This is a genomic window from Asticcacaulis biprosthecium C19 (assembly GCF_000204015.1).
Lineage (GTDB): Bacteria > Pseudomonadota > Alphaproteobacteria > Caulobacterales > Caulobacteraceae > Asticcacaulis > Asticcacaulis biprosthecius.
Map to the genome: position 1 here is coordinate 382055 of NZ_GL883079.1, position 23113 is coordinate 405167.

General features: G+C 59.4%; 28 protein-coding genes, 1 tRNA gene and 1 pseudogene. 23 read left to right on the forward strand and 7 right to left on the reverse strand.

Features of this window, described 5'->3' with window-relative positions; genetic code table 11:
• The 3 genes and pseudogenes from ABI_RS25760 to ABI_RS16950 all read left to right on the forward strand — a co-directional run.
• A pseudogene (locus ABI_RS25760) lies at nt 1-274 on the forward strand (hypothetical protein); the annotation flags it as partial.
• 240 nt (nt 275-514) lie between these two features.
• Entirely contained in the window at nt 515-934 is a 420-nt protein-coding gene (locus tag ABI_RS16945) for a hypothetical protein (RefSeq protein WP_006274271.1), read from the forward strand.
• A 256-nt stretch (nt 935-1190) separates the two neighbouring features.
• The gene (locus ABI_RS16950; protein ID WP_006274273.1) at nt 1191-3338 is read left to right on the forward strand and encodes a sodium-translocating pyrophosphatase; all 2148 of its coding nucleotides are present in this window, start codon (nt 1191-1193) and stop codon (nt 3336-3338) included.
• A gap of 255 nt (nt 3339-3593) precedes the next feature.
• On the opposite strand, the gene ABI_RS26300 is transcribed toward ABI_RS16950, so the two are convergent.
• Nucleotides 3594-3890: a hypothetical protein gene (locus tag ABI_RS26300; RefSeq protein WP_040309549.1), complete on the reverse strand. Its 297-nt coding sequence runs from the start codon at nt 3888-3890 to the stop codon at nt 3594-3596.
• 613 nt (nt 3891-4503) lie between these two features.
• Here ABI_RS26300 and kaiC point away from each other — a divergent pair.
• Genes kaiC through ABI_RS16980 form a run of 5 tightly spaced genes read left to right on the forward strand, consistent with a single transcriptional unit; the run spans nt 4504 to nt 8872 of the window.
• Nucleotides 4504-6249, forward strand: a complete 1746-nt coding sequence (gene kaiC / locus ABI_RS16960) for a circadian clock protein KaiC (protein ID WP_006274275.1) — start codon at nt 4504-4506, stop codon at nt 6247-6249.
• Complete coding sequence (locus tag ABI_RS16965) at nt 6246-6572, forward strand: circadian clock KaiB family protein (protein ID WP_050808337.1); 327 nt, start codon at nt 6246-6248, stop codon at nt 6570-6572. The genes kaiC and ABI_RS16965 overlap by 4 nt, the downstream gene beginning before the upstream one ends.
• A 4-nt stretch (nt 6573-6576) precedes the next feature.
• Nucleotides 6577-6924: a circadian clock KaiB family protein gene (locus ABI_RS16970; RefSeq protein WP_211211185.1), complete on the forward strand. Its 348-nt coding sequence runs from the start codon at nt 6577-6579 to the stop codon at nt 6922-6924.
• Complete coding sequence (locus ABI_RS23850; RefSeq protein WP_006274278.1) at nt 6921-8483, forward strand: PAS domain-containing HWE histidine kinase family protein; 1563 nt, start codon at nt 6921-6923, stop codon at nt 8481-8483. Before ABI_RS16970 ends, ABI_RS23850 begins: the two co-directional genes overlap by 4 nt.
• Nucleotides 8483-8872, forward strand: coding sequence for a response regulator (locus tag ABI_RS16980; RefSeq protein WP_006274279.1), 390 nt, complete (start codon nt 8483-8485; stop codon nt 8870-8872). Before ABI_RS23850 ends, ABI_RS16980 begins: the two co-directional genes overlap by 1 nt.
• A 109-nt stretch (nt 8873-8981) precedes the next feature.
• Here the strand turns inward: ABI_RS16980 and ABI_RS16985 are convergent, their stop codons facing one another.
• Nucleotides 8982-9470: an outer membrane protein assembly factor BamE gene (locus tag ABI_RS16985; protein ID WP_374188356.1), complete on the reverse strand. Its 489-nt coding sequence runs from the start codon at nt 9468-9470 to the stop codon at nt 8982-8984.
• Between the two features lie 149 nt (nt 9471-9619).
• Here ABI_RS16985 and ABI_RS16990 point away from each other — a divergent pair, with 149 nt between their 5' ends.
• The 6 genes from ABI_RS16990 to ABI_RS23855 all read left to right on the forward strand — a co-directional run bounded on the left by ABI_RS16990 (nt 9620) and on the right by ABI_RS23855 (nt 13999).
• The gene (locus ABI_RS16990) at nt 9620-10204 is read left to right on the forward strand and encodes a ubiquinol-cytochrome C chaperone family protein (RefSeq protein ID WP_157138973.1); all 585 of its coding nucleotides are present in this window, start codon (nt 9620-9622) and stop codon (nt 10202-10204) included.
• A gap of 12 nt (nt 10205-10216) precedes the next feature.
• On the forward strand, nt 10217-10756 hold the full coding sequence (locus ABI_RS16995) for a YceD family protein (RefSeq protein ID WP_050808339.1): 540 nt from the start codon (nt 10217-10219) through the stop codon (nt 10754-10756).
• Nucleotides 10757-10842: 86 nt separating this feature from the next.
• Complete coding sequence (gene plsX / locus ABI_RS17000) at nt 10843-11970, forward strand: phosphate acyltransferase PlsX (RefSeq protein WP_006274283.1); 1128 nt, start codon at nt 10843-10845, stop codon at nt 11968-11970.
• A 15-nt stretch (nt 11971-11985) separates the two neighbouring features.
• Nucleotides 11986-12966, forward strand: coding sequence for a beta-ketoacyl-ACP synthase III (locus ABI_RS17005; RefSeq protein ID WP_040309551.1), 981 nt, complete (start codon nt 11986-11988; stop codon nt 12964-12966).
• 174 nt (nt 12967-13140) lie between these two features.
• The gene (locus ABI_RS17010; protein ID WP_006274285.1) at nt 13141-13443 is read left to right on the forward strand and encodes an integration host factor subunit alpha; all 303 of its coding nucleotides are present in this window, start codon (nt 13141-13143) and stop codon (nt 13441-13443) included.
• Nucleotides 13444-13477: 34 nt separating this feature from the next.
• Nucleotides 13478-13999 (forward strand): MerR family transcriptional regulator, encoded by a 522-nt coding sequence (locus ABI_RS23855; protein WP_083811547.1) that lies wholly within the window; start codon nt 13478-13480, stop codon nt 13997-13999.
• 129 nt (nt 14000-14128) lie between these two features.
• On the opposite strand, the gene ABI_RS17020 is transcribed toward ABI_RS23855, so the two are convergent.
• Together ABI_RS17020 and ABI_RS17025 are read right to left on the reverse strand one after the other, a co-directional pair.
• Nucleotides 14129-14205, reverse strand: a tRNA-Pro gene (locus ABI_RS17020).
• Between the two features lie 106 nt (nt 14206-14311).
• Complete coding sequence (locus ABI_RS17025; RefSeq protein WP_006274287.1) at nt 14312-15220, reverse strand: hypothetical protein; 909 nt, start codon at nt 15218-15220, stop codon at nt 14312-14314.
• Nucleotides 15221-15372: 152 nt separating this feature from the next.
• On the opposite strand from ABI_RS17025, the gene ABI_RS17030 reads away from it, so the two are divergent.
• The 4 genes from ABI_RS17030 to ABI_RS25340 all read left to right on the forward strand — a co-directional run bounded on the left by ABI_RS17030 (nt 15373) and on the right by ABI_RS25340 (nt 17450).
• Entirely contained in the window at nt 15373-15969 is a 597-nt protein-coding gene (locus ABI_RS17030) for a hypothetical protein (RefSeq protein WP_157138974.1), read from the forward strand.
• 69 nt (nt 15970-16038) lie between these two features.
• On the forward strand, nt 16039-16920 hold the full coding sequence (locus tag ABI_RS25990) for a glycine-rich domain-containing protein (RefSeq protein ID WP_006274289.1): 882 nt from the start codon (nt 16039-16041) through the stop codon (nt 16918-16920).
• Nucleotides 16921-16939: 19 nt separating this feature from the next.
• Nucleotides 16940-17194, forward strand: a complete 255-nt coding sequence (locus ABI_RS17040; protein ID WP_040309552.1) for a hypothetical protein — start codon at nt 16940-16942, stop codon at nt 17192-17194.
• Nucleotides 17195-17273: 79 nt separating this feature from the next.
• A complete protein-coding gene (locus ABI_RS25340; RefSeq protein ID WP_006274290.1) occupies nt 17274-17450 on the forward strand; it encodes a hypothetical protein in 177 nt (58 codons plus the stop codon).
• 1 nt (nt 17451) lies between these two features.
• On the opposite strand, the gene ABI_RS17045 is transcribed toward ABI_RS25340, so the two are convergent.
• Together ABI_RS17045 and ABI_RS17050 are read right to left on the reverse strand one after the other, a co-directional pair.
• Entirely contained in the window at nt 17452-17688 is a 237-nt protein-coding gene (locus tag ABI_RS17045; protein WP_006274291.1) for a DUF2842 domain-containing protein, read from the reverse strand.
• A gap of 3 nt (nt 17689-17691) precedes the next feature.
• Nucleotides 17692-17949 carry a GlsB/YeaQ/YmgE family stress response membrane protein gene (locus ABI_RS17050; RefSeq protein WP_006274292.1) on the reverse strand — a complete coding sequence of 86 codons (258 nt, stop codon included), beginning with the start codon at nt 17947-17949 and terminating at the stop codon, nt 17692-17694.
• A gap of 176 nt (nt 17950-18125) precedes the next feature.
• On the opposite strand from ABI_RS17050, the gene ABI_RS17055 reads away from it, so the two are divergent.
• Nucleotides 18126-19148 (forward strand): COX15/CtaA family protein, encoded by a 1023-nt coding sequence (locus ABI_RS17055; RefSeq protein WP_006274293.1) that lies wholly within the window; start codon nt 18126-18128, stop codon nt 19146-19148.
• Here the strand turns inward: ABI_RS17055 and ABI_RS17060 are convergent, their stop codons facing one another.
• Nucleotides 19149-20576 carry an alkaline phosphatase PhoX gene (locus ABI_RS17060; protein WP_006274294.1) on the reverse strand — a complete coding sequence of 476 codons (1428 nt, stop codon included), beginning with the start codon at nt 20574-20576 and terminating at the stop codon, nt 19149-19151. It lies immediately after the preceding gene.
• Between the two features lie 250 nt (nt 20577-20826).
• Here ABI_RS17060 and rplM point away from each other — a divergent pair, with 250 nt between their 5' ends.
• The 4 genes from rplM (at nt 20827) to ABI_RS17080 (ending at nt 23075) form a co-directional block, all read left to right on the forward strand.
• Nucleotides 20827-21300, forward strand: coding sequence for a 50S ribosomal protein L13 (gene rplM, locus ABI_RS17065; protein ID WP_006274295.1), 474 nt, complete (start codon nt 20827-20829; stop codon nt 21298-21300).
• A 2-nt stretch (nt 21301-21302) separates the two neighbouring features.
• The gene (gene rpsI, locus ABI_RS17070) at nt 21303-21779 is read left to right on the forward strand and encodes a 30S ribosomal protein S9 (protein ID WP_040309553.1); all 477 of its coding nucleotides are present in this window, start codon (nt 21303-21305) and stop codon (nt 21777-21779) included.
• An 81-nt stretch (nt 21780-21860) separates the two neighbouring features.
• Nucleotides 21861-22799, forward strand: coding sequence for an N-acetyl-gamma-glutamyl-phosphate reductase (gene argC, locus ABI_RS17075; RefSeq protein ID WP_006274297.1), 939 nt, complete (start codon nt 21861-21863; stop codon nt 22797-22799).
• Nucleotides 22800-22811: 12 nt separating this feature from the next.
• Entirely contained in the window at nt 22812-23075 is a 264-nt protein-coding gene (locus ABI_RS17080) for a DUF1467 family protein (protein ID WP_040309554.1), read from the forward strand.
• Nucleotides 23076-23113 lie beyond the last annotated feature (38 nt).

A 23113-nucleotide genomic window follows, 5' to 3' on the forward strand; every position in this document is an offset into this window, starting at 1 on the left:
CAATGGCGACAGCTATGACAATCGCGACCGCCGCGATGGTTATTATGCCGAGGGTTATGGCAACGCCGACGGCAGCCGCGATGGATACCGTGAGGGCTACCGCGACGGCTACAATGACCGTCATGGCAATGACTATCGGTTAAATGGCCTGGACCGCGGCTATCACGCCGATGGATACTACTACCGCCGATCTACCTATCGTGAGGGCTATTACGACCGTTACGGCGTGTGGCATTCCGATCGCGACTCCCGCGACCGCAGCTATCGTCCGTAGTGAGGAAAGGAGACAACTATGACCAAGGCAAATCGTCTGAAACTGGCTCTGGCTGCCGCCTAGGCTAAGATGGCTGTTCCATTCGTCGCCTCGGCATCCATACCCGCCGCGAAGCCTATCGCGACGGCTATGGGGACGGCTACCGCGAAGGCCAACGCGACGGCGAATCGTAAGCGAAAACCCCTGTTTGAAACCTGGGGCTTTTTCGTTTCTTAAACCCTTTGCGGCGATATTGGTGTCATGTCATTCTTGCCCAGTCGCCGTTTCGTCCTGATCGCCCTGCCTGCCGGGCTTTTCGCTTCGACCGCCCACGCCAGCGGTGGTTCCAAAACTGCCGCCGAACCGTCCGTGCGGCTGGCGTCGGTCGGCATTCCGGTGATACGCGACCGCCAGGTCGTCAATTATCTCTTCCTCAGCATCCGCATCAACCTGTCGATGACGGCCCCGGAAGGCAAGCTGCGGGAACTGGAACCCATGTTCCGTGATACGGTCATTCGCGTGTCCCACAAAATCTCGTTCGGCCAGGCGGATCGTCACGACAAGCTCGACGAGCCGCGCTTCAAATCCGTCATGATGGGGGAATTCACTAAGATCGCTGGCGCCGGCAATATCAAATCGATCGATATCCTGTCGCAGAGCCCCAAGAAACATCTCGGCTAAGTATTTGTAATTGTGAAACATCGTTCTCTGGTGCATTGCAACAATATTCGCACCTGCCGCAAAGCCTTTGACTATAATGGCTTGCCGCGTTTTCTTGCCTTGAAACTGGTATCGACTTTTGGCACTGTGCGGCCCAATCAGAAAGCAAGGGGCTGATTTTCTTTCGATTTCGAAAGCAATTCTGGCGCTTTCTGATCCTCAAAACCCGGAGGCGGGCCCTGACCCGGATCTCCTGATAACGATACAGGGGTAAATTATGGATAATGCGTTATTGCTGGCCATTGGGGCCGGCATAGTGGGCTTGCTGTACGGTGTCGTGCAGGCCCTGACTTTGATGAAGGCCAATCCCGGCAATGCGCGGATGCAGGAGATCGCTGCCGCCATCCAGGAAGGTGCGGCCGCCTATTTGAAGCGTCAGTACATCACCATCGGCATTGTCGGTGTGGTGATTTTCGTCCTCGCCTGGTTTGTTCTCGGGCACCTGTCGGCAATCGGTTTTGCCATCGGCGCCATTCTGTCGGGCGCAGCCGGGTATGCCGGCATGCTTATCTCGGTTCGGGCCAATGTCCGCACCGCTCAGGCCGCCTCCGAAAGCCTGGCCAAGGGCCTGAACATGGCCTTCTCGGCCGGTGCTGTGACCGGTCTGTTCGTGGCCGGCGGGGCCCTGCTGGGGGTTGCAGGCTATTACGCGCTGCTGACCGTCGGGCTGGGTCTGGCGCCCACGGACCGCGATGTTATCAATGCTCTTGTGGCCCTGGGCTTCGGGGCCTCGCTCATTTCCATCTTCGCCCGTCTGGGCGGCGGCATCTTCACCAAGGGCGCTGACGTCGGCGGCGACATGGTCGGCAAGGTTGAGGCCGGCATTCCGGAAGACGACCCCCGCAACCCGGCCACCATCGCCGACAACGTCGGCGATAACGTCGGCGACTGCGCCGGTATGGCGGCGGACCTGTTCGAAACCTATGCCGTCACCACCGTGGCGACTATGGTTCTGGCCACCATCTTCTTCGGTGACAATCCCGCGCTTTTGAACATGATGCTGATGCTGCCCCTGGCCATCGGCGGTGTTTGCATCTTCACCTCGATCATCGGCACCTTCTTCGTGTCGCTGGGCAAGGGCACCGATATCATGGGCGCCCTGTACAAGGGTCTGATCGCGACCGGCATTCTGTCGATCGCGGCTGTGGCCGGCGTTATCCACTTCCTCGTTGGTTTCGACACCCCCATCACCTATGAGGGCGGGCCTGCTGGCGTGACCGGCATGACTTTGTTCTGGTGCGGCATGGTTGGCCTGGCCGTTACGGCTGCCTTTATCGTTGTGACCGAATACTACACCGGTACGGGCAAGCGTCCGGTTGTCTCGATCGCCCAGGCGTCGGTCACCGGTCACGGCACCAATGTCATCCAGGGTCTGGCCGTATCTATGGAATCCACCGCCGTCCCGGCGCTGGTTATCTGCGCCGGTATCGTTGCCTGCCACTTGCTGGCCGGTCTGTTCGGCATCGCCATCGCCACCACCACCATGCTGGCTCTGGCCGGCATGATCGTGGCGCTGGACGCCTTCGGTCCGGTCACCGATAACGCCGGTGGCATCGCCGAAATGGCCGGTCTGCCCAGCGACGTCCGTCACACCACTGATGCCCTGGACGCCGTCGGCAACACCACCAAGGCTGTCACCAAGGGCTACGCTATCGGTTCGGCCGGCCTCGGCGCCCTGGTGCTGTTCGCCGCCTACACCTCGGACCTGCAGCACTTTGCCGAAACCGCCACGACCGGCATCTTCGTCGGTATGGAGAACCTGACCTTCTCGCTGTCATCGCCATGGGTTGTGGTCGGCCTGCTGATCGGCGGCTTGCTGCCGTATCTGTTCGGCGGGATGGGCATGACGGCTGTCGGCACCGCGGCTCAGGCTGTGGTCGAGGAAGTCCGCCGTCAGTTCCGTGAGGATCCGGGCATCATGGCCGGCACCTCCAAGCCGAACTATGGCCGTGCCGTCGACATGCTGACCAAGGCCGCGATCCGGGAAATGATCATCCCGTCGCTGTTGCCGGTTCTGTCGCCGATCGTTCTGTTCACCGCGGTCTACTACCTTGGCGGCGCGGTCCCGGCGTTCGAAGCGGTCGGCGCCATGCTGCTGGGTGTGATCGTTACGGGCATCTTCGTCGCCATTTCGATGACCTCAGGCGGCGGCGCCTGGGACAACGCCAAGAAGTCGTTCGAAGACGGTTTCGTCGACAAGGACGGCGTCAAGCACCTGAAGGGCTCCGAGGCGCACAAGGCTTCGGTGACGGGCGACACGGTTGGCGATCCGTACAAGGACACGGCCGGTCCGGCGGTCAATCCGATGATCAAGATCACCAACATCGTCGCTCTGCTGATGCTGGCGGTGCTGGCCGGCCATTAAGTGCCATTGATCTGACTTTAAAGTCCCTGCTGGCAACGGCGGGGGCTTTTTTGTTGGGCATCGTTCGAGCTTTCAGATATGCCATACCGTCAGTATGAGGGGGCATCATGAAGCTTGACTGTAAGCGGGGGACGCCATGAAACTCGTCTATGTTCGCGAACGCGACGCCCCTCTGCAACCGCGTTCATTGTTCCTCGCGGGGCCCATCCGCGCGCCCAGGACCCGCACGACTGGCGCCGGTAGGCATGCGCTTATCTAAGCGATGCGAAGTTTGACGGTTCTGCCTATATCCCATAGCCACGCGACGGCCGCTATGGCGGCGCGTTCGACCATGCCGCGCAGATTGATTGGGAACTGGAGCACCTGGAGAAGGCGGGCGTTATCCTTTTCTGGATACCGGGCGATCTGGTGACGCTGCCCATGTTTACGACCAATGTCGAGTTCGGCCGGTTCAGCCAGCGTGGCAATGTGTTTCTCGGCTATCCGAAAGCGGCACCCAAAATGGGATACTTGCACCACCTCGCCAGACTGGACGGTGTCCCTGTATTCCATACTCTGGAAGAGAGTCTTTAAACTGCTATGGATCGATTGTCATCGGGAACGTCTAAGCCTTCGTAAGGTTTGACCACGAACCGTACAAACCGACGCGAACTTCAAAATGACGCCTCACCAACCCGGTGAAGATACGGAGCGCCCTTAGCGCTCGGTCGTGTCGGTTCGTGATCATTTTTTTCAATCTGTGTGAGCACGCCACAGATTCTTCCAGACGTTCATATCGTTCGCGGCAAACAGAAAAAGCCTCCAGTAACGACCAGAGGCTCATGAAATCCATAAATCCCAAACTTCCCGCGGCGTCCGCGCGTCCGGGCTCAGTCGTGTCAAATTGGCGTTTTGCAAATCGATAGAAAGCACCCATATTTAGCACGTCAAAAATATATGCCATTTAATTTCGTCGCAAGGTTGAATAAAGGTCGTCGTGGCAAAATAAAGGCATGGGAAACTTACAATATTTATTGGCATGTAATATTCTGCCAATATTTAATAATATTGCAGAACATTTTTTCTGGCGCGGAAAATGACAAAATATCATTCCGATCGCTGAATTTTCGACCTAGGAAAATGGTCGAGACGCCTTGCAGTATTAAACGGCTAAGAACGGCGATCTATGAAAAAGAAACTCAGTGAAGGTCTCTCAGCGCTTGTCAAAGCTGCTACAGGCATCGACGGCCTTGACGAGATAACCGGCGGCGGATTGCCAACCGGCCGGCCAACCTTGGTGTGCGGCAGCGCCGGTTGCGGCAAAACCATGCTGGCGATGGAATTCCTGGTGCGCGGCGCGACCGAGTTTGACGAGCCCGGCGTTTTTATGATGTTTGAGGAAAATGCAGCGGAACTGACAGCCAACGTCCGCTCTCTCGGCTTCGATCTCGAGGGTTTGATTTCCGAAAAGAAGATAGTACTCGACTATGTACATATCGAGCGCAGTGAAATCGAGGAAACCGGGGAGTACGATCTCGAAGGTCTCTTTATCAGGCTCGGGCATGCCATCGACTCCATCGGTGCCAAGCGCGTGGTGCTCGACACGATTGAAGCCCTGTTCGCCGGTCTTCCCAACCAGGCGGTTCTGCGTGCCGAACTGCGCCGGCTTTTCCGCTGGCTAAAGGATCGCGGCATGACGGCGGTCATAACCGGCGAAAAGGGTGACGGCAACGCCATTACCCGCTACGGCCTCGAAGAGTACGTTGCCGATTGCGTGATTATCCTCGACCAACGCATCCGCGAACAGGTGTCCACCCGGCGTCTTCGTGTCCTGAAATACCGCGGCACGGCTCATGGTATGAATGAATATCCTTTCCTGATTAGCCCGCACGGGTTTTCGGTTTTGCCGATTACGTCCCTGTTGCTCGAGCACGGAGTGTCGACGAAGCGAGTGCCGACCGGCATCGAACGGCTGGACGAGATGCTGGGCGGGCAGGGGGTTTTTCAGGGTAGCAGCGTGCTGGTATCCGGCTCTTCCGGGACCGGCAAGAGCAGTATTGCCGCCAAGTTTATCGAGACGGCGTGTAAACGGGGCGAGCGCGCCCTGTTCTTCGCCTACGAAGAATCGGCCGCTCAGATCGTACGCAATATGCGCTCGGTCGATATCGACCTTCAGCCGTGGATAGATCGGGGTTTGCTACAAATCCACTCCTCGCGTCCGACCCTGCAGGGCCTGGAGCAGCATTTGGTCCTGATGCATGACGCCGTGCAATCTTTCCGGCCCACCGTCGTCGTTGTCGATCCAATCAGCAACCTGACCTTGGCGGACGATGACTCCGAGGTGAAGCCGACTTTGATGCGGCTCATCGATTTCCTGAAAAAGGAACAGATCACGGCCGTTTTCACCAGCCTTATCACCAGCGGTGATGCCGTCTCAGCGCCAGAAGACACCTTGCTGGGCGTGTCGTCGCTCATGGACACCTGGCTGCTCCTGCGCAACGTCGAATTTACCGGCGAACGCAACCGCACCATTTTTGTGCGCAAATCTCGCGGCATGGCGCATTCAAATCAAGTCCGTGAATTCATCCTCAGTGACCGTGGCATCGACCTGGTCGACGTCTATCTGGGCGGAGACCGCGTCCTGACGGGCAGCGCGCGTGTCGCCCAGGAAGCTCAGGAACGCGATGCCGCGACGTTGCGCGGGGAGGATCACGAGCGCAAGCTTCGTCAACTGGACAGCAAGCGCAAGGCTATCGAAGCCCAGATCGCTGCGTTGCAGGCAGAAGCAGAGGCTGACAGCGAGGAAGTCCACTTTGCCATCGCGCAGGAGCTTTTGCAGCAAAAAGCCACTCATCGTAACGCTGATGCGATGAAGCACCAGCGCAGCGGCTCAACTGAGCAGTTAGAAGACGTGGTGGAAACGACCGCATGACCGCCCCAGCCGTACACGCGTCTGATGACGAAAATACTCCAGAACTTGCGTTCCAGTTGCGTCTCTATATCGCCGGCCAAACCGTAAAGTCCGTTGCTGCGATCGCCAACCTGAAGCGCATTTGCGAGACCCATCTTGCCAGGCGCTATTCCATTGAAGTTATCGACCTGACGGAGGCGCCGCATCTCGCGGTCCGTGATCAGATCCTGGCCATACCAACCCTTGTGCGACGACTGCCTGCGCCGATAAAGAAGATCATCGGTGATCTGTCGAACGAAGAACGCGTTCTCATCGGTCTCGACATCCATTCGGATGGAGTATGACATCATGACCAAAACGCCTGTGGAGGCTGCCGCACCGGTCAATGATACAGCCCATTACAGTCTGCACCTCTATGTCACGGGAGGCACAGTGCGCTCGATCCGGGCCATCGCGAATATTCGCAAGATATGCGAGGTCTATCTTAAGGGGCGGTATGATCTGGACGTGGTGGACATCTCCCAGGATCCGATGCGTGCCCAGAGCGAACAGATCATTGCAGCCCCCACTCTGATCAAGACCCTGCCGCTACCGTTGCGGCGCTTCATAGGTGACATGTCACAAACCGATCGTATCCTGGTTGGGCTCAACCTGTATCCCGGCGGCGCGGCGTTACTCCCTAGGGGAGAGTTATGACGCGCCAAGTTGAAAACGAAGTACCTGACAGCCGCTCTGTTTTGGCCCTGGTTGAAGAAAACTCCAGATTGCACATGCGGCTTGCTGAGGCGGAGGAGACGCTTCAGGCCATTCGTACGGACGAGGTGGATGCGCTGGTAGTTCAAAGTGTGATTGGCCCGAAGGTTTACACCCTACAAGGTCTGGACGCTGAAACGATGCGGTTTCGCGGTGAAATGCTGGCGCAGGTCAGCGACGCCGTCATTGCCGTAGACAGGGATGAGCGCATTACGTACATAAATGCCGCCGCTGAAAAACTCTACGGAGTCACGACATCGCGGGCGCTTGGAAACACCTTGCAGCAGGTCTACGACCTTCGATGGCTCAACCCAACTGACGAAGTTTCCGCTCATACTGCCCTGGGCGACTTTGGCGAATGGCGGGGAGAAAATATCCATATCCGGTCCGACGCCAGGGAGTTGAACGTCGAGTCGAGTCTGACCGTCTTGCGTAATATCGGTGGTGACGCTACGGGCCGGCTGGCCGTAGTTCGCGATATCACTGAACGCAAACTGCACGAAAACAAGCTGCAGGTCTCGGAAGTGCGCTATCGGCGCCTGTTTGAAGCCGCGCATGACGGGATACTTATCATCGACCCGGCGACATCAAAGATTATCGATGCCAATCCTTTCATGACGCAGTTGCTGGGTTACCCACATAGCGATCTCATCGGGAAAGAGCTCTTTGAAATCGGCCTGTGGAAGGACGAGCATGCCAGCCAGGATATGTTTGCCAAACTGAAACTCTCGGGTCAGGTCCGCTATGAAAACCTGCCCCTTGAGCGCGTGGGCGGCGAACATCAGGATGTCGAGGTCGTCGCCAATCTCTATGAGGAAAACGGCCGTTCCGTCATCCAGTGCAACATCCGCGATATCAGCGAACGCCGGCGTTCCGAAGCCCATGTCGAGATGCTGATGGCCGAAGTCAATCATCGCGCCAAAAACCTGCTGGCTGTGGTTCAGGCGGTTGCCTATCAAACCGCCAGGCAAGGCGATCCCGCGACCCTGATGACACGCCTGTCCGAGCGCATCAACGGCCTTGCCGTCGGCCAGGACCTGTTGGTCAAAAATCAATGGCACGGCGTTGATGTCGCAGACCTGGTCAGGGGACAACTGGCGCATTTCGCGGACCTGATCGGCACACGCGTCAGCCTTTCCGGACCTAAACTGCGGTTGACATCCGAAGCGGCTCAAGCCATCGGCATGGCTTTGCATGAACTGGCCACCAACGCGGTCAAATATGGCGCCCTGTCAAACCAGGAGGGCTGCGTGGACATTGCCTGGCAAACCCTGCCTGCAAGCCAACAGACTTTTGACATGTCGTGGGTGGAAAGTGGTGGTCCCGCCGTCTCGGTGCCTACCCATAAGGGATTTGGCCATACAATAATCGGGCGACTGGTAGAAGCGTCGGTTCAGGGCGTCACGCAGATTAAATTTGAGCCTAGCGGACTCATGTGGCGTCTAACGGCGCCGTTGGACAACGCCGTCAATCCCGGCGGTCCAGCCAGTGTGGCTGTTTGATGCCCGATCATGCCTTGCAGCCGGAAAATCCTTCCAACACGCGTATTCTCATCGTCGAAGACGAAGCTTTGCTAGCCTATGCCCTCGAAGAACTTTTGATTCACGACGGTTTCACTATCGCCGGCGTTGCCGGACGACTGGAGGCCGCGCTCGACATCATCGCAACGGGCAACTGTGATGCCGCCATTCTTGACGCTAACCTGGCCGGCACCAGTTCTGCGCCCGCGGCAACAGCGCTGACCGCGCTGGGCGTGCCGTTTATCGTCGTCTCGGGGTATTCGGCAGCCCAACTCCAGGAAGTTTCCTTCGAAGGAGCGATTCATCTCCAAAAGCCCTGTGATATCAATGCGCTCACCGCTGCACTGCGCGAACTGCTCAAAACGCGGTAAAAGCGTTTTTTGCGCAAACTTCGGAGTGCCTCTCCGATGAACGAACAAAGCCTCTGGGGGCCAGAGGCTTTGAATACTCAAATCAGTGTCCAACTATCTCGCGGCCAAGCTACTCGCGGCGGCGGCGGTTGCCAGGGTTGGTGTCAGAGCTGTTGTCGATGCGCTGCTGGCCGACCGTGCCCAGAACCTGTTCCAGCGCTGTCAGCGAGCGGCCGCGCGTCGGAGTCTTGTTCTGGTTGGGCGTCAGGTCGCGGCCATCGGCCAGGTAAAGCGTCTTGACCTCTTCCACCGTCTGGCCGGTCGGGTCGAAATTAATCACGGTCACGTTGCGGGCGGTCACGCGCGCCTGCTTGTAGGTCATCTTCTGCGACGTCTGGTCAATATAATACCATTCCGTCGGCTTGTAGGCCGAGGTCTGCGAAGGATCGCCCAGCTTATCCAGCACGGTTGCCTTGGTATCGCCGACCTTGATGTCCTTCGATGGCAGGGCGTCGTATGCGAGGTAACCGCTGTGCGATACGGTCGGGGCACAGGCCGAGGCCAGAACCATTAGTCCGGCGGCAGCGCTCAACAGGGCAACGGTCTTAAAGGAAGGCAAGCGCATGGATATCCTGTGAGACGAGTAAAAACGGTATTTGACCTATCGGAAAATACGGCTTAGGGCAAGCATAAGGCCTAATGAAGGCGAAAGACCAGTAAATTTTTTACCACGATCGTGGCCGTGCGGCGACGTTCCTGGAGGGTATGATGGCCAGCTTTCTCGATGTTTTCACCGGCTTATTCAAACCCCGTCCTGTCAAGGCAACGGGCGACCGGCTGTACGTCGCCTGCGTCGCCCAGGCCCGGCTGCCGCGATTCTATCTCGACTATGGCGTGGCCGACGAAATCGGTGCGCGGTTCGAGCTTCTGACCCTGCATGTGGTCATGGTTGTAACACGGCTGAAATCTGAAAAGACCGAACAGGCGGATGATACAGCCCAGGCTTTGTTCGATTCCTTCCTGCTGGCGCTCGATACCACCCTGCGCGAGCAAGGAACCGGCGACCTGACGGTACCTAAGAAGATGAAGAAGATCGGTCAGGTCGTCTACACCCGTCTGGCTCGGTGGGATGACCTGTGGCGAGACGGGGCGGACCTGGCTGTCCAGGCGGACTACCTTGCCCGCACGGTCTTCGCGGGGGATGAAGAGGACGATGTGTCCGAAGCGTGCCGCCGGAAGGCCGCAGCCTTAGCCACATACACGAAAGAGGCGCGCGCCGCCCTGAAGCTCGACAATCTGCTGGCGGGCCGTATCGGCTGGCCGGAACCAGTTGCCCTGAACGAAGCCGCGTAAGGAGTGGGGATCATGGAAACGCAAGACGACAAGAGCCTGTGGGAGCACAAGGTGCGTTTCGACGCCGCCGCGCGCGGGCTGAAGCTGGACCTGACGGCGGACGCGGAACGACGCGCTGCGATTGCGGAAGCCTTTGGCATGGTCTCTCTTGCAAGTCTGTCCGCGCTTATTGACACCCGGTCCGTCGGCGGCACGGTGCCGATGGTCCGGATCCGCCTGACTTTGGAAGGCGACGTGACGCAGGAATGCGGCGTCAGCCTGGAAGCTTTCAGCCACCCCCTGTCCGGCGATCTGGACGTCACCTGCATCGAGAAGGCCCGGGTTACCGACCATGTGGCGGCCGTCGGCGAACACGAATTGTCGCTGGGCGAACTCGATGAACCGGATGTCATCAGCAATGGCCAGATCGATCTGGGGCAATATATCATTGAAGCACTTGGCGACGCCTATGACCCGTTTGCCCGCAAGCCCGGCGCGGTGTTCGAGGAACCCGAGGTCGAACGCGAGCCGTCACCCTTTGCCGTGCTGGCAAAACTGAAGCGGGAAGAGTAGACTTATATATCGCTTGCATAGTTGCGAACTCACGCTATCGTCCGCCGCTCAATTTCGCGTAACCTTCATACGGGTCTTTTCACTCCGTGCTCACAGACTCCAAATCCGCCCAAGCCGCCCCGATCCCAGTCGGTGCGCTGGTCATCGCCATCGACGCCATGGGCGGCGATCATGGACCGGCGGTGACGGTGGCGGGTGCCGCCATCGCGCTGGGTGATCGGCCGGAGCTGTTTTTCCAGTTGCACGGCGATTCGGCGAAGATCGCTGTCGAACTGGCCCGTCTGCCCGCGCTGCAGGCGCGCAGCGTTGTCATCCACACCGATCAGTTCGTTGCTATGGACGAAAAGCCGGCCCAGGCCATCCGCCGCCGCAATACCTCCCTGGCCAACGCCATTCACGCCGTCAAAAGCGGTGAGGCGCGGGCGGTCATTTCGGCTGGCAATACCGGCGCCTTGATGGCCCTGTCCAAGATGATCCTGAAAATGCTGACGGCGGATCTGGAACGGCCGGCTATCGGCTGCTCGTGGCCGAACCGCCGCGGTTTCGGTACCGTGCTGGACGTCGGCGCCAATGTCACTTCGGACGCCCATCAGCTGATTGAATTCGCTCTCATGGGCGCTGCGTTCCACCGCGCCCTGCGTGGCACGGAAAAGCCCAGCATAGGACTGCTCAATATCGGCTCGGAAGATGTCAAGGGCCACGACGATGTTCGTGAGGCCCATCAGCTGCTGCGCGACAACACTCTGGGCCTGAACTATCACGGCTTTGTCGAAGGCACGGATCTCTGCGACGGGACAGTCGACGTCATTGTCACCGATGGCTTTACAGGCAATATCGCTCTGAAGACGGCGGAAGGCACTGCGCGGTTCATCAAGGATCTGCTGAAGGACGCCTTCAAATCGTCTCCCCTGGCCATGCTGGGGGCCTTGCTGGCGGGTTCGGCCCTGAAAGCGATGGCGCGGCGGATCGATCCCGGCGCCGGCAATGGCGGTCCGTTGCTGGGCCTGAAGGGCATTGTTATCAAGTCGCATGGCGGTGCCGATGCGCGTGCCTTCTCCAATGCGATCAAGGTCGGGGTGTCCCTGGCCGCCAGCAGCTACGAAAAAGACATTGCCGCAGCTCTCGCGCGCTTCTCCGAAAGTGTGGCGGAACACCCGGCGTCCCTTGCCGCACCTGCGGTGGATACAAATATAACCGCCGTGGCGGGACAGTAAGGTACTTCGAAAAGCATGCGTATGCTGAGATCGGCGGTCACAGGGGTGGGTGGTTACCTGCCGGAAACGATCGTCACCAATGATGACTTCACCAAGATGGTCGACACGTCCGATGCGTGGATCATCGAGCGGACGGGCATCCGTCAGCGCCATAAGGTTGCGCCTGGCCAGAGGACGTCGGATCTGGCGGTCGAGGCGGCCCGCGTGGCCCTGGCCGCGGCCGGTCGCACGCCGGAAGACGTTGATATGGTCATCGTCGCCACCACGACGCCTGACATGCCCTTTCCGTCGACGGCTTCCATCGTCCAGCAAAAGCTGGGTACGCGGCCGTGCGCGGCCTTCGACGTTCAGGCCGTGTGCTCAGGCTTTGTCTATGCTTTGACCGTGGCGGATGGTTTCGTCGCGCGCGGGATCGCGCGCTGCGTCCTGGTCATCGGCGCCGAGGCCATGAGTCAACTGCTCGACTACACCGACCGCGGTACCTGTATCCTGTTCGGCGACGGCGCGGGCGCGGTCGTTCTGGAGCCGGTGGAAGGCGAGGGGACCTCGGCCGATCGCGGTATCCTCGGTTTCGACCTGCAATGCGACGGGTCCAAGATGGACCTGCTGTATGTCGACGGTGGCGTATTCGAGGACTCGAATCGGATTGGCAAGATTCGCATGCAAGGCAATCAGGTTTTCAAGCATGCCGTCCACAAGATCTCGGAAGCGGCTGAAAACGCAGTGATAAAATCCAATCTCAGTATGGCCGATGTTGACTGGTTCATTCCACACCAGGCCAATCAGCGTATCCTGAACGGTGTGGCTGACAAGCTGGGTCTGGACCGTGACAAGGTGATCTCGACCGTGGCCATGCACGCCAATACATCGGCGGCGTCTATTCCTCTGGCCTGGTACATTGGTGTTCAGGACGGGCGCGTGAAGCCGGGCGACCTGGTGCTGATTGAAGCCCTGGGTGGCGGCTTGACTTGGGGCGCAGCCGCCATCCGGTTGTAGTTCGCTTCAAAAGGGCGAAATATCAGGCGTTTCGCCTGACTCATGTTTTTTGTCATCAGATCGGCATAAGCCTTTGACGGCAACGGGAATTTGCGGCATTGTTCGCCTTGTCGGGGCGTGGAACCGAGTCCGGGCCTTGACATACGGCGACCATCAATCCCCGGGGCAATAAGCATGAAATCGCAAACTCTGACGCGTGCCGAACTTTTTGAAGATGTGCATAACGAGTTGGGCCTGCCGCGCCAGGAATGCGCAGCCATTGTCGAGCGCACCCTCGATCTGGTGGTCGATGCGCTGGAACGCGGCGAGATGGTCAAACTTTCCGGCTTCGGCGTCTTTCAGGTTCGTGAGAAGAACGCTCGTGTCGGCCGCAATCCCAAGACCGGCAAACCCGCGGCGATCGATCCCCGCAAGGTGATCAGCTTCCGCGCCTCCCAGATCATGAAGGCACGGGTCGACGCCGGAGCCGGCGAGTAAGCCGAACGCAACCCACAACTGAGCAGGACGCGCAGTGACCAAAGGGCCCTTAGCCTTACGCACAATCTCCGAGACCGCTGACCATGTCGGCGTGCAGCAACACGTCCTGCGTTTCTGGGAGACCAAGTTTCCCTTTATTCGTCCGACCAAGCGCGCCGGCGGGCGCCGCTTCTACCGTCCCCAGGACATTGAGCTCCTGATGGGGGTAAAGACTCTGCTGTACGATCGCGGTTACACCATCCGCGGCGTCCAGAAGCTGTTCAAGGACGAAGGCCAGAAGGCCATTCTCTCGACAGGTAACGAACCTGCGGGTAGCTATGTCACCGAACAGGGCGTGGTGCCCGAAGAGCCTATGGCGGACGACGCGGCGCAGGCCCGCAAATCGATGTTCGACTTCTCCGAGGACATCGAGGGCTTGCAGGCCAAGATGCTGTCTCAGGAGACGCGTGAGAGCTTCCTGAACATTGCCAAGGCGCTTGAGGAGGCCCAGGAGCATCTGGGCCGTCATATCGGTCGCACCGGCGGTCGCGGCCAGCCCCGTGGCAAGTTTTCTTAAGTCAGATCCGTTCGGGCCTGTGGCGTGCTGAACACCCGAGTTTTTACACAGAACGCGTGGGATCCGTTGTTCCTGTGATCCCAAGAGAAAGCAAAAAGGCCGATCCCGCAAAGGATCGGCCTTCTTCAATGGTCGGAGCGACAGGATTCGAACCTGCGACCCCTTGACCCCCAGTCAAGTGCGCTACCAGGCTGCGCCACGCTCCGTCAGACTTCACAATCGAGGTGAAGGAAGGCGGCTTATAAAGACGAAAATTCGCCGCCGCAATCCCTGTGTCGGAATTATTCAGAGAAAGCGCAGGGGCGCTCCGATCTACTGCCCTGCGGCCTTCCGAATGGCCGCCTGCAGATCGGCAATGCTCTGGTCGTAGTTGTAGCGCAGAGACACGGTGAACGAGTCGTCTGCCTGCTTCGCCTGGCCTGTCATGATCAGTCCCATCCCATGAGCGGCCCAGATCTTGCCCCGCATGGTGTCGTCCAGGTCGTGGGTTTGGGTCAGGACCTTTTCGGCATAGGCCACCACGCCCGCGCCATTCTTCAACTGCACCAGGGTCAGCAGATATTCATGCTGCAGCGGGTGATAGTGCGGGAACATGATCAGGCCCTTGTTGAAGGCCGCCAGAGCGCCAGGAAAGTCACCCTGTTCGTACTTGATCCAGCCGACCGCATAGGCGAGGGTGGACTGGTTCAGTTCAGGCTGCTTGACCAGCGGCAGGTTGGCCGGAAAGCCAGTATCGATGCCCTTGTCGCGCAGCAGACTAAGCTGCACATTTTGATAGGTGGTGTAGGCATTGATATGGTTGGCGTTGCACACCTCCGGCCGGATCTCGGCGGCGGGCAGGGCGTCAAGTTGCCGCTGCAAGGCCGGCAGGACCTCGGCCATCTTTTTCGGGTCTTTGGAGCTCATGGCGGCAAAGCCCGCGGACAGGTCGGTTGACAGGGCCTGGGAGCGCGTAAAATGGCTGTCGCAGGTGCCGGTGGCGCCGGCACTATCCGTAGCCGCTGCCGCGGCATCCGTTTGAACGCCCCCGGTTGCCGGCAAGGCCCCGGCAGAACCCGCAATGGCGGGCGGGCCGACAAGGCCTTCATCGACCCGACCGGATTCGCGCAGATATTTGACGAAGGCGGACGGATCGATGGCGGCTTGCGCCTGAACCATGATGGGTGTGAAACAGGTCGCCGCGGTCACGGCGGCGGCCAAAGCCTTGGATGTGAATGACATGAATGCCCCCGGGCAGGTATGGTTAACCAAGCAATCATTGATACATGGATTTTCCACCGCGACAACAGGATCAGAACATTTGTAATGTTTGAAGCCCCGAGCTTGCGCGATTAATCTATGCTATGGTGTTGGTCCGAAGCGGGAGAGGGATGATGCGGGCGATTCTGGTAATACTCAGCGGTTTGATGCTGTCGGGCGCGGCTGTGGCGGCGGATTTGCCGATCGCCCCGCCGTCGCCCATGATCCGTTCGGGTGCCGAAGCCCCCAATGTCGTTCCCTTTGCTCAGGCTTTTTCTCTCGGTAGCCTGAACCTCGCATTCGAGAGTCAGACCTTGCAGGAGGTGCGCGGCCGCATCGGCGGCGGTGTGATCGACAGGCTTGGCGATAGCGGGGACCGGATCGACTGGTTGTGCTACGACCTTCCCGGTGCCCGGCTGTGGCTGGCCGAATATCAGGGCAAGGTCCGCGAGCTAACCCTGGCGGTTCGGCCAGCAAAAGCGCCGGCATCGTCCCACTGTCCAGCCCTGCTGGCTAAATTCCAGTCCGTCAGGATTGATGGGGCTATCACATTAGGAACCAGCCGGGCCGACCTGATACAGCGTTTGGGGCAGCCGGCGAAGCAGGCCGGGGACTGGCTGGCCTTTCATCGCGAGGCCCCTGCCAAAGGGGACGAGGACAACGAACTTATCGTCCGTCTGGAAAACGGTAAGGTCGCGGCGCTCTGGGCCAAGAAGGTGACGAGCCGCTGACCGTCATTGAACCGTCATATAACTGTCGTATACTGCCAGCCGTAAGAGAAACAACGAAGAGGAGACTGAATGAAGACTGATTTGGCCCTGTGGCAGGCCCTGAATGCCTACGATCTCGATGCCGCCGACGCGGAATTGCCCTTCAGCCGCAGGCTGGCCAGGGACAACAACTGGTCCCATGCCCATGCCCAGGCAACGGTTGAAGAATACAAGAGGTTTATCTACCTCGTCTGCGTGTCCGGCACGGTGCTGACGCCCTCGGAAGATGTCGACCAGGCCTGGCACCTCCACCTCATCTATACGCGTGACTACTGGGATCGTTTCTGCGATCAGACCCTTGGCCGGAAGATCCACCACGGACCGACGCAAGGCGGCGCAGCCGAAGACAGCAAATACCTCGATGCCTACCGGCGCACCCTAAGTCTCTACGAGACTGACTTCGGAACCCCGCCGCCCGCCAGCATCTGGCCAGACCCGGTGAAGCGGTTCCAACCCCACAACCCGAGTTCCTATGTTATCCGCCTGCCGAAACGGCAGGTTTTTTTATGCCTGACATCCGGAGCGAGCCTGTTATTGGCCGGGTGTGCGGCAACGGCGGTAGCCATAGCCGATGCTATCCTGGCCTGGACCGGCTTTGCGGTGATGGCGGTGATTTTGATGGCGCTGAACCTCAAACACCTGAAAATTGGTGGGCTGGCTGGATTTGTCTTCGGGGGCTTGCCGGTTGTCGGCGTCCTGACCTTTATGTTCGGTGAGTTCGCCCATGACGTCACCAAGGGTCGCTTTCCGATCGATTACAGCCGGGCTCTGATGGCCACGGTGTTCCTGGGGGCCTGGATGCTCATGTATCTGGCACCCAAAAACGGAGGGCGGAGTTCCGGCGGCGGAGGCGGGTGTGGCGGTTCCTCCGGTTGCAGCACAGGCTGCGGCGGCGGATGTGGTGGCGATTGATCAACAAAGGAGAGATCAGATGATTGTAACGCTTGTACTGCTTGGGGGTGCGGGTATCGTGGCCATAATCATAGCTATTGCCGCCCTGAGTGGGGGCGCTGCCCGACGCCGCGCCGGATCGGATTCGGGGGACGGTTCGTCCTCGACTTTCTGGATTGCGAGCAACCATGACGTCATCGGAAGCGGAAACGACTCCGGCGGAACGTCCGATAGTGGCAGCAGTGGGAGTAGCAGCAGCGGTGGCGGAGACGGCGGGGGAGGCGGTGGCGACTAGACTCGTCCAAAACCGTATTGAGATCAGATTTCGCGATCCCTAATGTTTACGCTGTCTTGAGTTTCCGAGGAGCGTAAAAATGACAGACATCCTGCAACAGATCTGGTTTCCCATCGCCGCCATGATGGCCGTCCTGGCCATGCTGGTCTTCGCCCTAAACCAGCGTTCGCGCCAGCGCCGCCGGGACGCTCTGCACAACCGGCCGATTATCGTAACACCGGTTGAGACTCACCGTGATGAAGATCGACTGAGCTGATCTACTTCTTCTTTTTCCACTGATAGCGTTCCGACCATGCGATCAGGGGGATCAGAGGCAGGCCCCACAGTGTGCCGGCGAGGGCGTAGAAGATCAGCGCTGTGATCGGGCCACCGCGGATCAGTTGGCCGAGGGACGCCACGACCCAGACATAGAAAAACAGGAACACCATGATGCCGGCGCAGGCGATTCCGCGCCGCATTGGCAAACTCAGGCCAGGCTTCTTCTCGTCGGTCATACTTTAGCGCTTCTCGGTCAGACGGGTGAGATGAAACAAGGCCAGCAGCACAGTGCTGCCGACCAGCGACACCAGCAGGATCGAGACAAAGCCTTCGTCCAGCATGTCCGTCGACTGGACGAAAAAGTTCAGCAACACCGCGCCGAAAATGCCCACGAACAGATTGATCGGAAAGCTGAAGCGCGACTTGCTCATAACGTTGGCGATCCAGCCGACGACAAAACCGGCCACGGTCGCCAATATGTAATTTTCTGCGTTCATGACCGCTATTTCTTTTTGTGCGCCGCTTGAAATCGGATGGGCGGTGTGGGCAAATCGGCCCCACCGGACTCAGCCTTGTTACCGCCTTACGACGCGCGCGGCAAGGCACGGTAGTTGGTAATAAAGTGCAGAGTGAGACAGGGCTTCATGGCGCGACTCCCCTTACGGTCCCCCTGGTGGCGGCATGGCTGTTCGTAGCGGCCTTTCTGATCGTTGTGCTGATCGGTGTCGGCGGTGCGACCCGCCTGACCCAGTCCGGCCTGTCGATCACCGAATGGAAGCCGATCCACGGCGTCATCCCGCCGACCAGCGAGTCGCAGTGGGACGCCGAGTTCGTCAAGTACAAGCAGATCCCGCAGTTCAAGCAAATCAATCCGCGCATGACTGTGGCGGAGTTCAAGGGCATCTATTGGTGGGAATGGGCGCACCGGATGCTGGCTCGCGGCCTTGGACTGGTCTACGTCCTGGGTTTTGCTGCCTTCCTGTTGCTAAAAGAAATTCCCGGTCGCCTGATCTGGCGCTGCGGTGCTCTTGTCGGGCTGGTGGCGCTCCAGGGGCTGGTCGGCTGGTTGATGGTTAAGAGCGGCTTGGAATTCCGCGTCGCGGTTGCGCCGGAAATGTTGATGTTCCATCTCGGCATGGCCTTGCTGTTGCTGATGGGCACGGTGTGGACCGCGCTGGAAGCCGGCGAGGGCCAGATGCGATGGCGCGGCGCGCCCTTGGGGTGGCGATCGGCCGCCGCTGGTTTTCTGGGGCTGGTGTACCTGCAATGCCTGCTCGGCGCGCTCGTGGCGGGCAACCGTGCCGGTTTGGTCTACAACGATTTCCCGCTGATGAACGGCGAGTTCGTTCCGGCCATCGAATGGGCCAAGGGCATTGGCTACAGCTTCTTGCATGATCAGGGTCTGGTTCAGTTCATGCACCGTATCAACGCCTATATCGTGCTGATTTACAGTGTGGTTTTCATCGTCTGGATGAACCAGAAGGCCAATGACGACGCGCTGCGCTCGACCGGCACGCTGTCGGCTGTCCTGATCTGGGCCCAGGCCGGGTTGGGTATCGCGACCCTGGTTACCGTGGTCAATATCTGGCTGGCCCTGTCGCACCAGATAGTGGCGGTGTTGTTGATCATCCTGGTGACCATCCTGACCTGGCGGGTGTTCCGCGCCGATCGGGTATTCCGCACCAGCGGGTTCTAATTACGCGTCAACAGTTTGATCGCTGAACTGACCCCACGGGCCGGTGATGGCTACCGTAAAACCCGGATCCTGGATATTGGCGAAGAGCGTTGACCCATCCGGCGCAAAGGTCACCCCGGCCCATTCCGACGCACCGCCGACGTGGGCGGCAAAGGTCGCCACGCGCCCCTGCGGTGTAACGATACGAAGGTGGTTGACCAGAACGTTGGAGTAGCGGTCTTCGCAGACATAGAGATGCCCCCACGGAGAGGTCGTCAGATTGTCGGCATAGTCAAGCTTGCGCAGGTCGCTGGATTCTATGAACAATTCCAGGCGCCCCGGCTGCGTCTTTTCGTCGGCCGTGCCCTCGTTGGGGCTGGGAACATAACGCATGATCTGGCCATATTCCTGGCGGCCGCCCTCGGTACAGGCAAAAAACAGTTCGCCATTGCCCCAGTGGATGCCTTCGCCGCGGCAGAAGACGGCCGCGCCCTTCTTCCGCGCTTGAAGCCGCAGGCTATCGTCCGGGCTTTCCGGGTCATGCAGATCCACCCAGGCGACCTTGAAGCTGTCGCCCTGGTTCCACAATGCTGTCTTGAAATTGCTGGTCTCTGCGCCGGGCGCATCCAAAATCATAAGGGCCTGCAGCCTGCCGCCGGAATGCAGGTAGCGCTTGTCGTTGGGCAGGTAGCGATACAGGGCGCTGTCGCCCATGTCCTCGGTCATATACACAACGCCCGTCCGCGGATCGATGGCTGCGGCTTCACGCTTGAACCGGCCCATCGCCTTGATCGGAATCGGCGCCGCTAGTCCCTTGTAGCCCGACGGAACTTCGAAGATGTAGCCATGGTCCTTCTTTACGCCCATACCCGGCCGTGCGGTGTTTTCCTCACAGGTCAGCCATGACCCCCACGGCGTCAGACCACCAGCGCAGTTGGTGGCCGTTCCGGTCAGCGACAGGAAGTGCTGCTCCAGTTGCTGGGTGCGTGTATTGTAGATCAAGGTCGTCGTCCCGCCGCTCAGCGGAAAACCGTCATCACCAAAATCATAAACCCGCGCCTTGTCCAGCTTGCCGATCAATTCGCCCTTCGCCCCGAGCGGACCGTTGCCACGCGCCTTGATGCCGATCTCATGGTTTCGAACCAGCACGATCTTGTCAGGGCTGGTATGGGCGAAGGCCGCCATGCCGTCATGACTGCCAGGTACAAAAAAGCCGTCGTTCATTTCGTCGCCTGAACGAGAAACGATCTTGTAGGAGAACCCCTTCGGCAGGTCAATCAGCCCGGCGGGGTCCTTGACGAGGGCGCCATAGGCCTCGACCTCATTGAGATAGCCGGGATCCGCAGCCGGGACCACTCGTTCCGCCCGGGCGCGGCTACCCAGGCCCGCGAAAGCCAGGGATGTGGCGGCGGCGGCACTGCCGATCAGGGTGCGGCGGGAAAGGGACATGGAAAGCTCCGGCAACAGGAATGGACCTGAAATGGGTCAATGCCTTAGTTCCGCCGGACGGAAAAGCGAATTATTTGCGACAAATCGATGTGGTAATTTGTTACCTTTGCCAAATTTCTCAATAAAAACAGATGGATTGGGGCATATTTCTAAAAATTGCGGCATTGACACGCCGCTACCCCTCCTGTAAACGCAGCCCACCTTAAATCGCGCCTCATCTTTTTGGCGCGCAATCACAGGACTACACCTCATGTTGACTTCGACCACCGCGGCGCTGAAGCCCGCCGATGTCGAGAAGAAGTGGATCGTGATCGATGCCGAGGACGCCGTTGTCGGCCGTCTGGCCGCTTTCATCGCCATGCGTCTTCGCGGCAAGCATCTGCCGACCTATACCCCGAACGTTGATTCCGGCGACAATATCATCGTCATCAACGCCGAAAAGGTCCACCTTACCGGCAAGAAGCATAACGAGATCTTCTACTGGCACACCGGTCACCCGGGTGGCGTCAAGCAACGCACCCTGGGCCAGCTGCTGTCGGGCAAGTACCCCGAGCGCGTCCTGACCAAGGCCGTCGAACGCATGCTGCCCAAGGAAAGCCCCTTGGCCCGCAAGCAAATGACCCAGCTGCGCATCTATGCCGGCAATACCCATCCCCATGAAGCCCAGAACCCCGAAGTCGTCGACTTCAAGGCTCTGAGCCGCAAGAACGTCCGGAGCGTCTGATAATGGCTGAGAACCAAGGTATGGAAGCGCTTGCCGCTTTGTCGCCGACCGCCGCTGATGCGCCCGTTGAACGCACGCAACAGCTGGACAAGTACGGCCGCGCCTATGCCACCGGCAAGCGCAAGAACGCCATCGCCCGCGTCTGGATCAAGCCGGGTTCCGGCAAGTGGATCATCAATGACCGCGAGCAGGAAGTCTATTTCGCCCGTCCGGTGCTGCGCATGATGATTGCCCAGCCGCTGAACCTGACCGAACGCGCCACGCAGTTCGACGTCTTTGTTTCGGTCCAGGGTTCGGGTCTGTCCGGCCAGGCCGGCGCCATCCGTCACGGCCTCTCCAAGGCCCTGACCTACTTCGAACCGGGCCTGCGCCCGGCGCTGAAGGCCGCTGGCTTCCTTACGCGCGACTCGCGCGTCGTTGAGCGCAAGAAGTACGGCCGCGCCAAGGCTCGCCGGTCCTTCCAGTTCTCGAAGCGTTAATCGCACGGGTTTTTTACTCATGCAGAAAGCGCTTCGGGCAACCGAAGCGCTTTTTTCTTATGTCCGCCTGGAGTTCATTCCATGTCCAAAAAGGTTTTCATCGACGGCGAAGCCGGGACCACCGGTCTTCAGATCCGCGAACGGTTGGAAGGCCGCAGCGATATCGACTTTATCCGGTTGCCGGATGACCGCCGCAAGGACCTGGGCGCCCGCCGCGACGCGCTGAACGGCGCCGATGTCGTCATCCTGTGCCTGCCGGACGACGCGGCAAAAGAAGCCGTCGCCCTGATCGAAAACCCGGATACCGCCGTCATCGACGCCTCGACCGCGCACCGCGTCGCCGAGGGCTGGACCTACGGCTTCGCCGAAATGGCCGAAGCCCAGCGCGATGCCATCCGCGCCTCCAAACGCATCAGCAATCCCGGCTGCTACGCTACTGGCTTTATCGCCCTGGTGCGCCCGCTGACCGATGTCGGCGTCATCCCCCCCTTCTGGCCTGCGACCTGTAACGCCGTGTCCGGTTATTCCGGTGGCGGCAAGTCAATGATCGCCGAGTTCGAACAGGGCGGCACGAATGACAATTACCGCATCTACAAGACCGAACTGAACCACAAGCACCTGCCGGAAATGACGCAGTTCGGCGGGCTGGAATCGCCGCCACTGTTCACGCCGGCGGTCGGCCGCTATGCCCAGGGGATGATCGTCGAAGTGCCACTGCAACTGTGGGCCCTGCCGGACGAGCCCAGCGTTGAGCAACTGCACGAGATTCTGAGCGCCGCTTATGACGGCGAGCGCTTCGTTACTGTGGCACCGCTCGAACAATCGCTGGCCACCAAGGCGCTTCAGCCGGAAATGCTCAATGGCACCAACCAGCTTCTGATCCACGTCTTCGGTGACGAGGCGGGACAACAGGCGCGCCTGGTCGCTGTGCTCGACAATCTGGGCAAGGGCGCATCGGGTGCCGCTGTACAAAACCTCAATCTGGTATTAGGCGTGGACGAAGCTCTGGGTTTGAGCTGAGGAACCGCTTGAATGATCACCGTCGTCGTCACCTGGATTGCTTTTTACATCATGATCTGGTGGATCACCTTGTTCGTGGTCCTGCCGATTGGCGGCAACCCCAGCCAGCACGAGGCCGGGGTCGAGGTGATCAAGGGTAATGACCCGGGCGCACCGGTGCATCTGAACCTTAAGCAGAAGGCTAAGCTGAACTCCATCGTCGCCGCGGTTGTGTGGGTTCTGGTCCTGGGCCTGAGCGTGATCTTCCATCTCGAACTGCCAGGCACTGGCAGCTAAATTTCGCCACAGTCCCGCGCGAAATTTCGAATAATCGT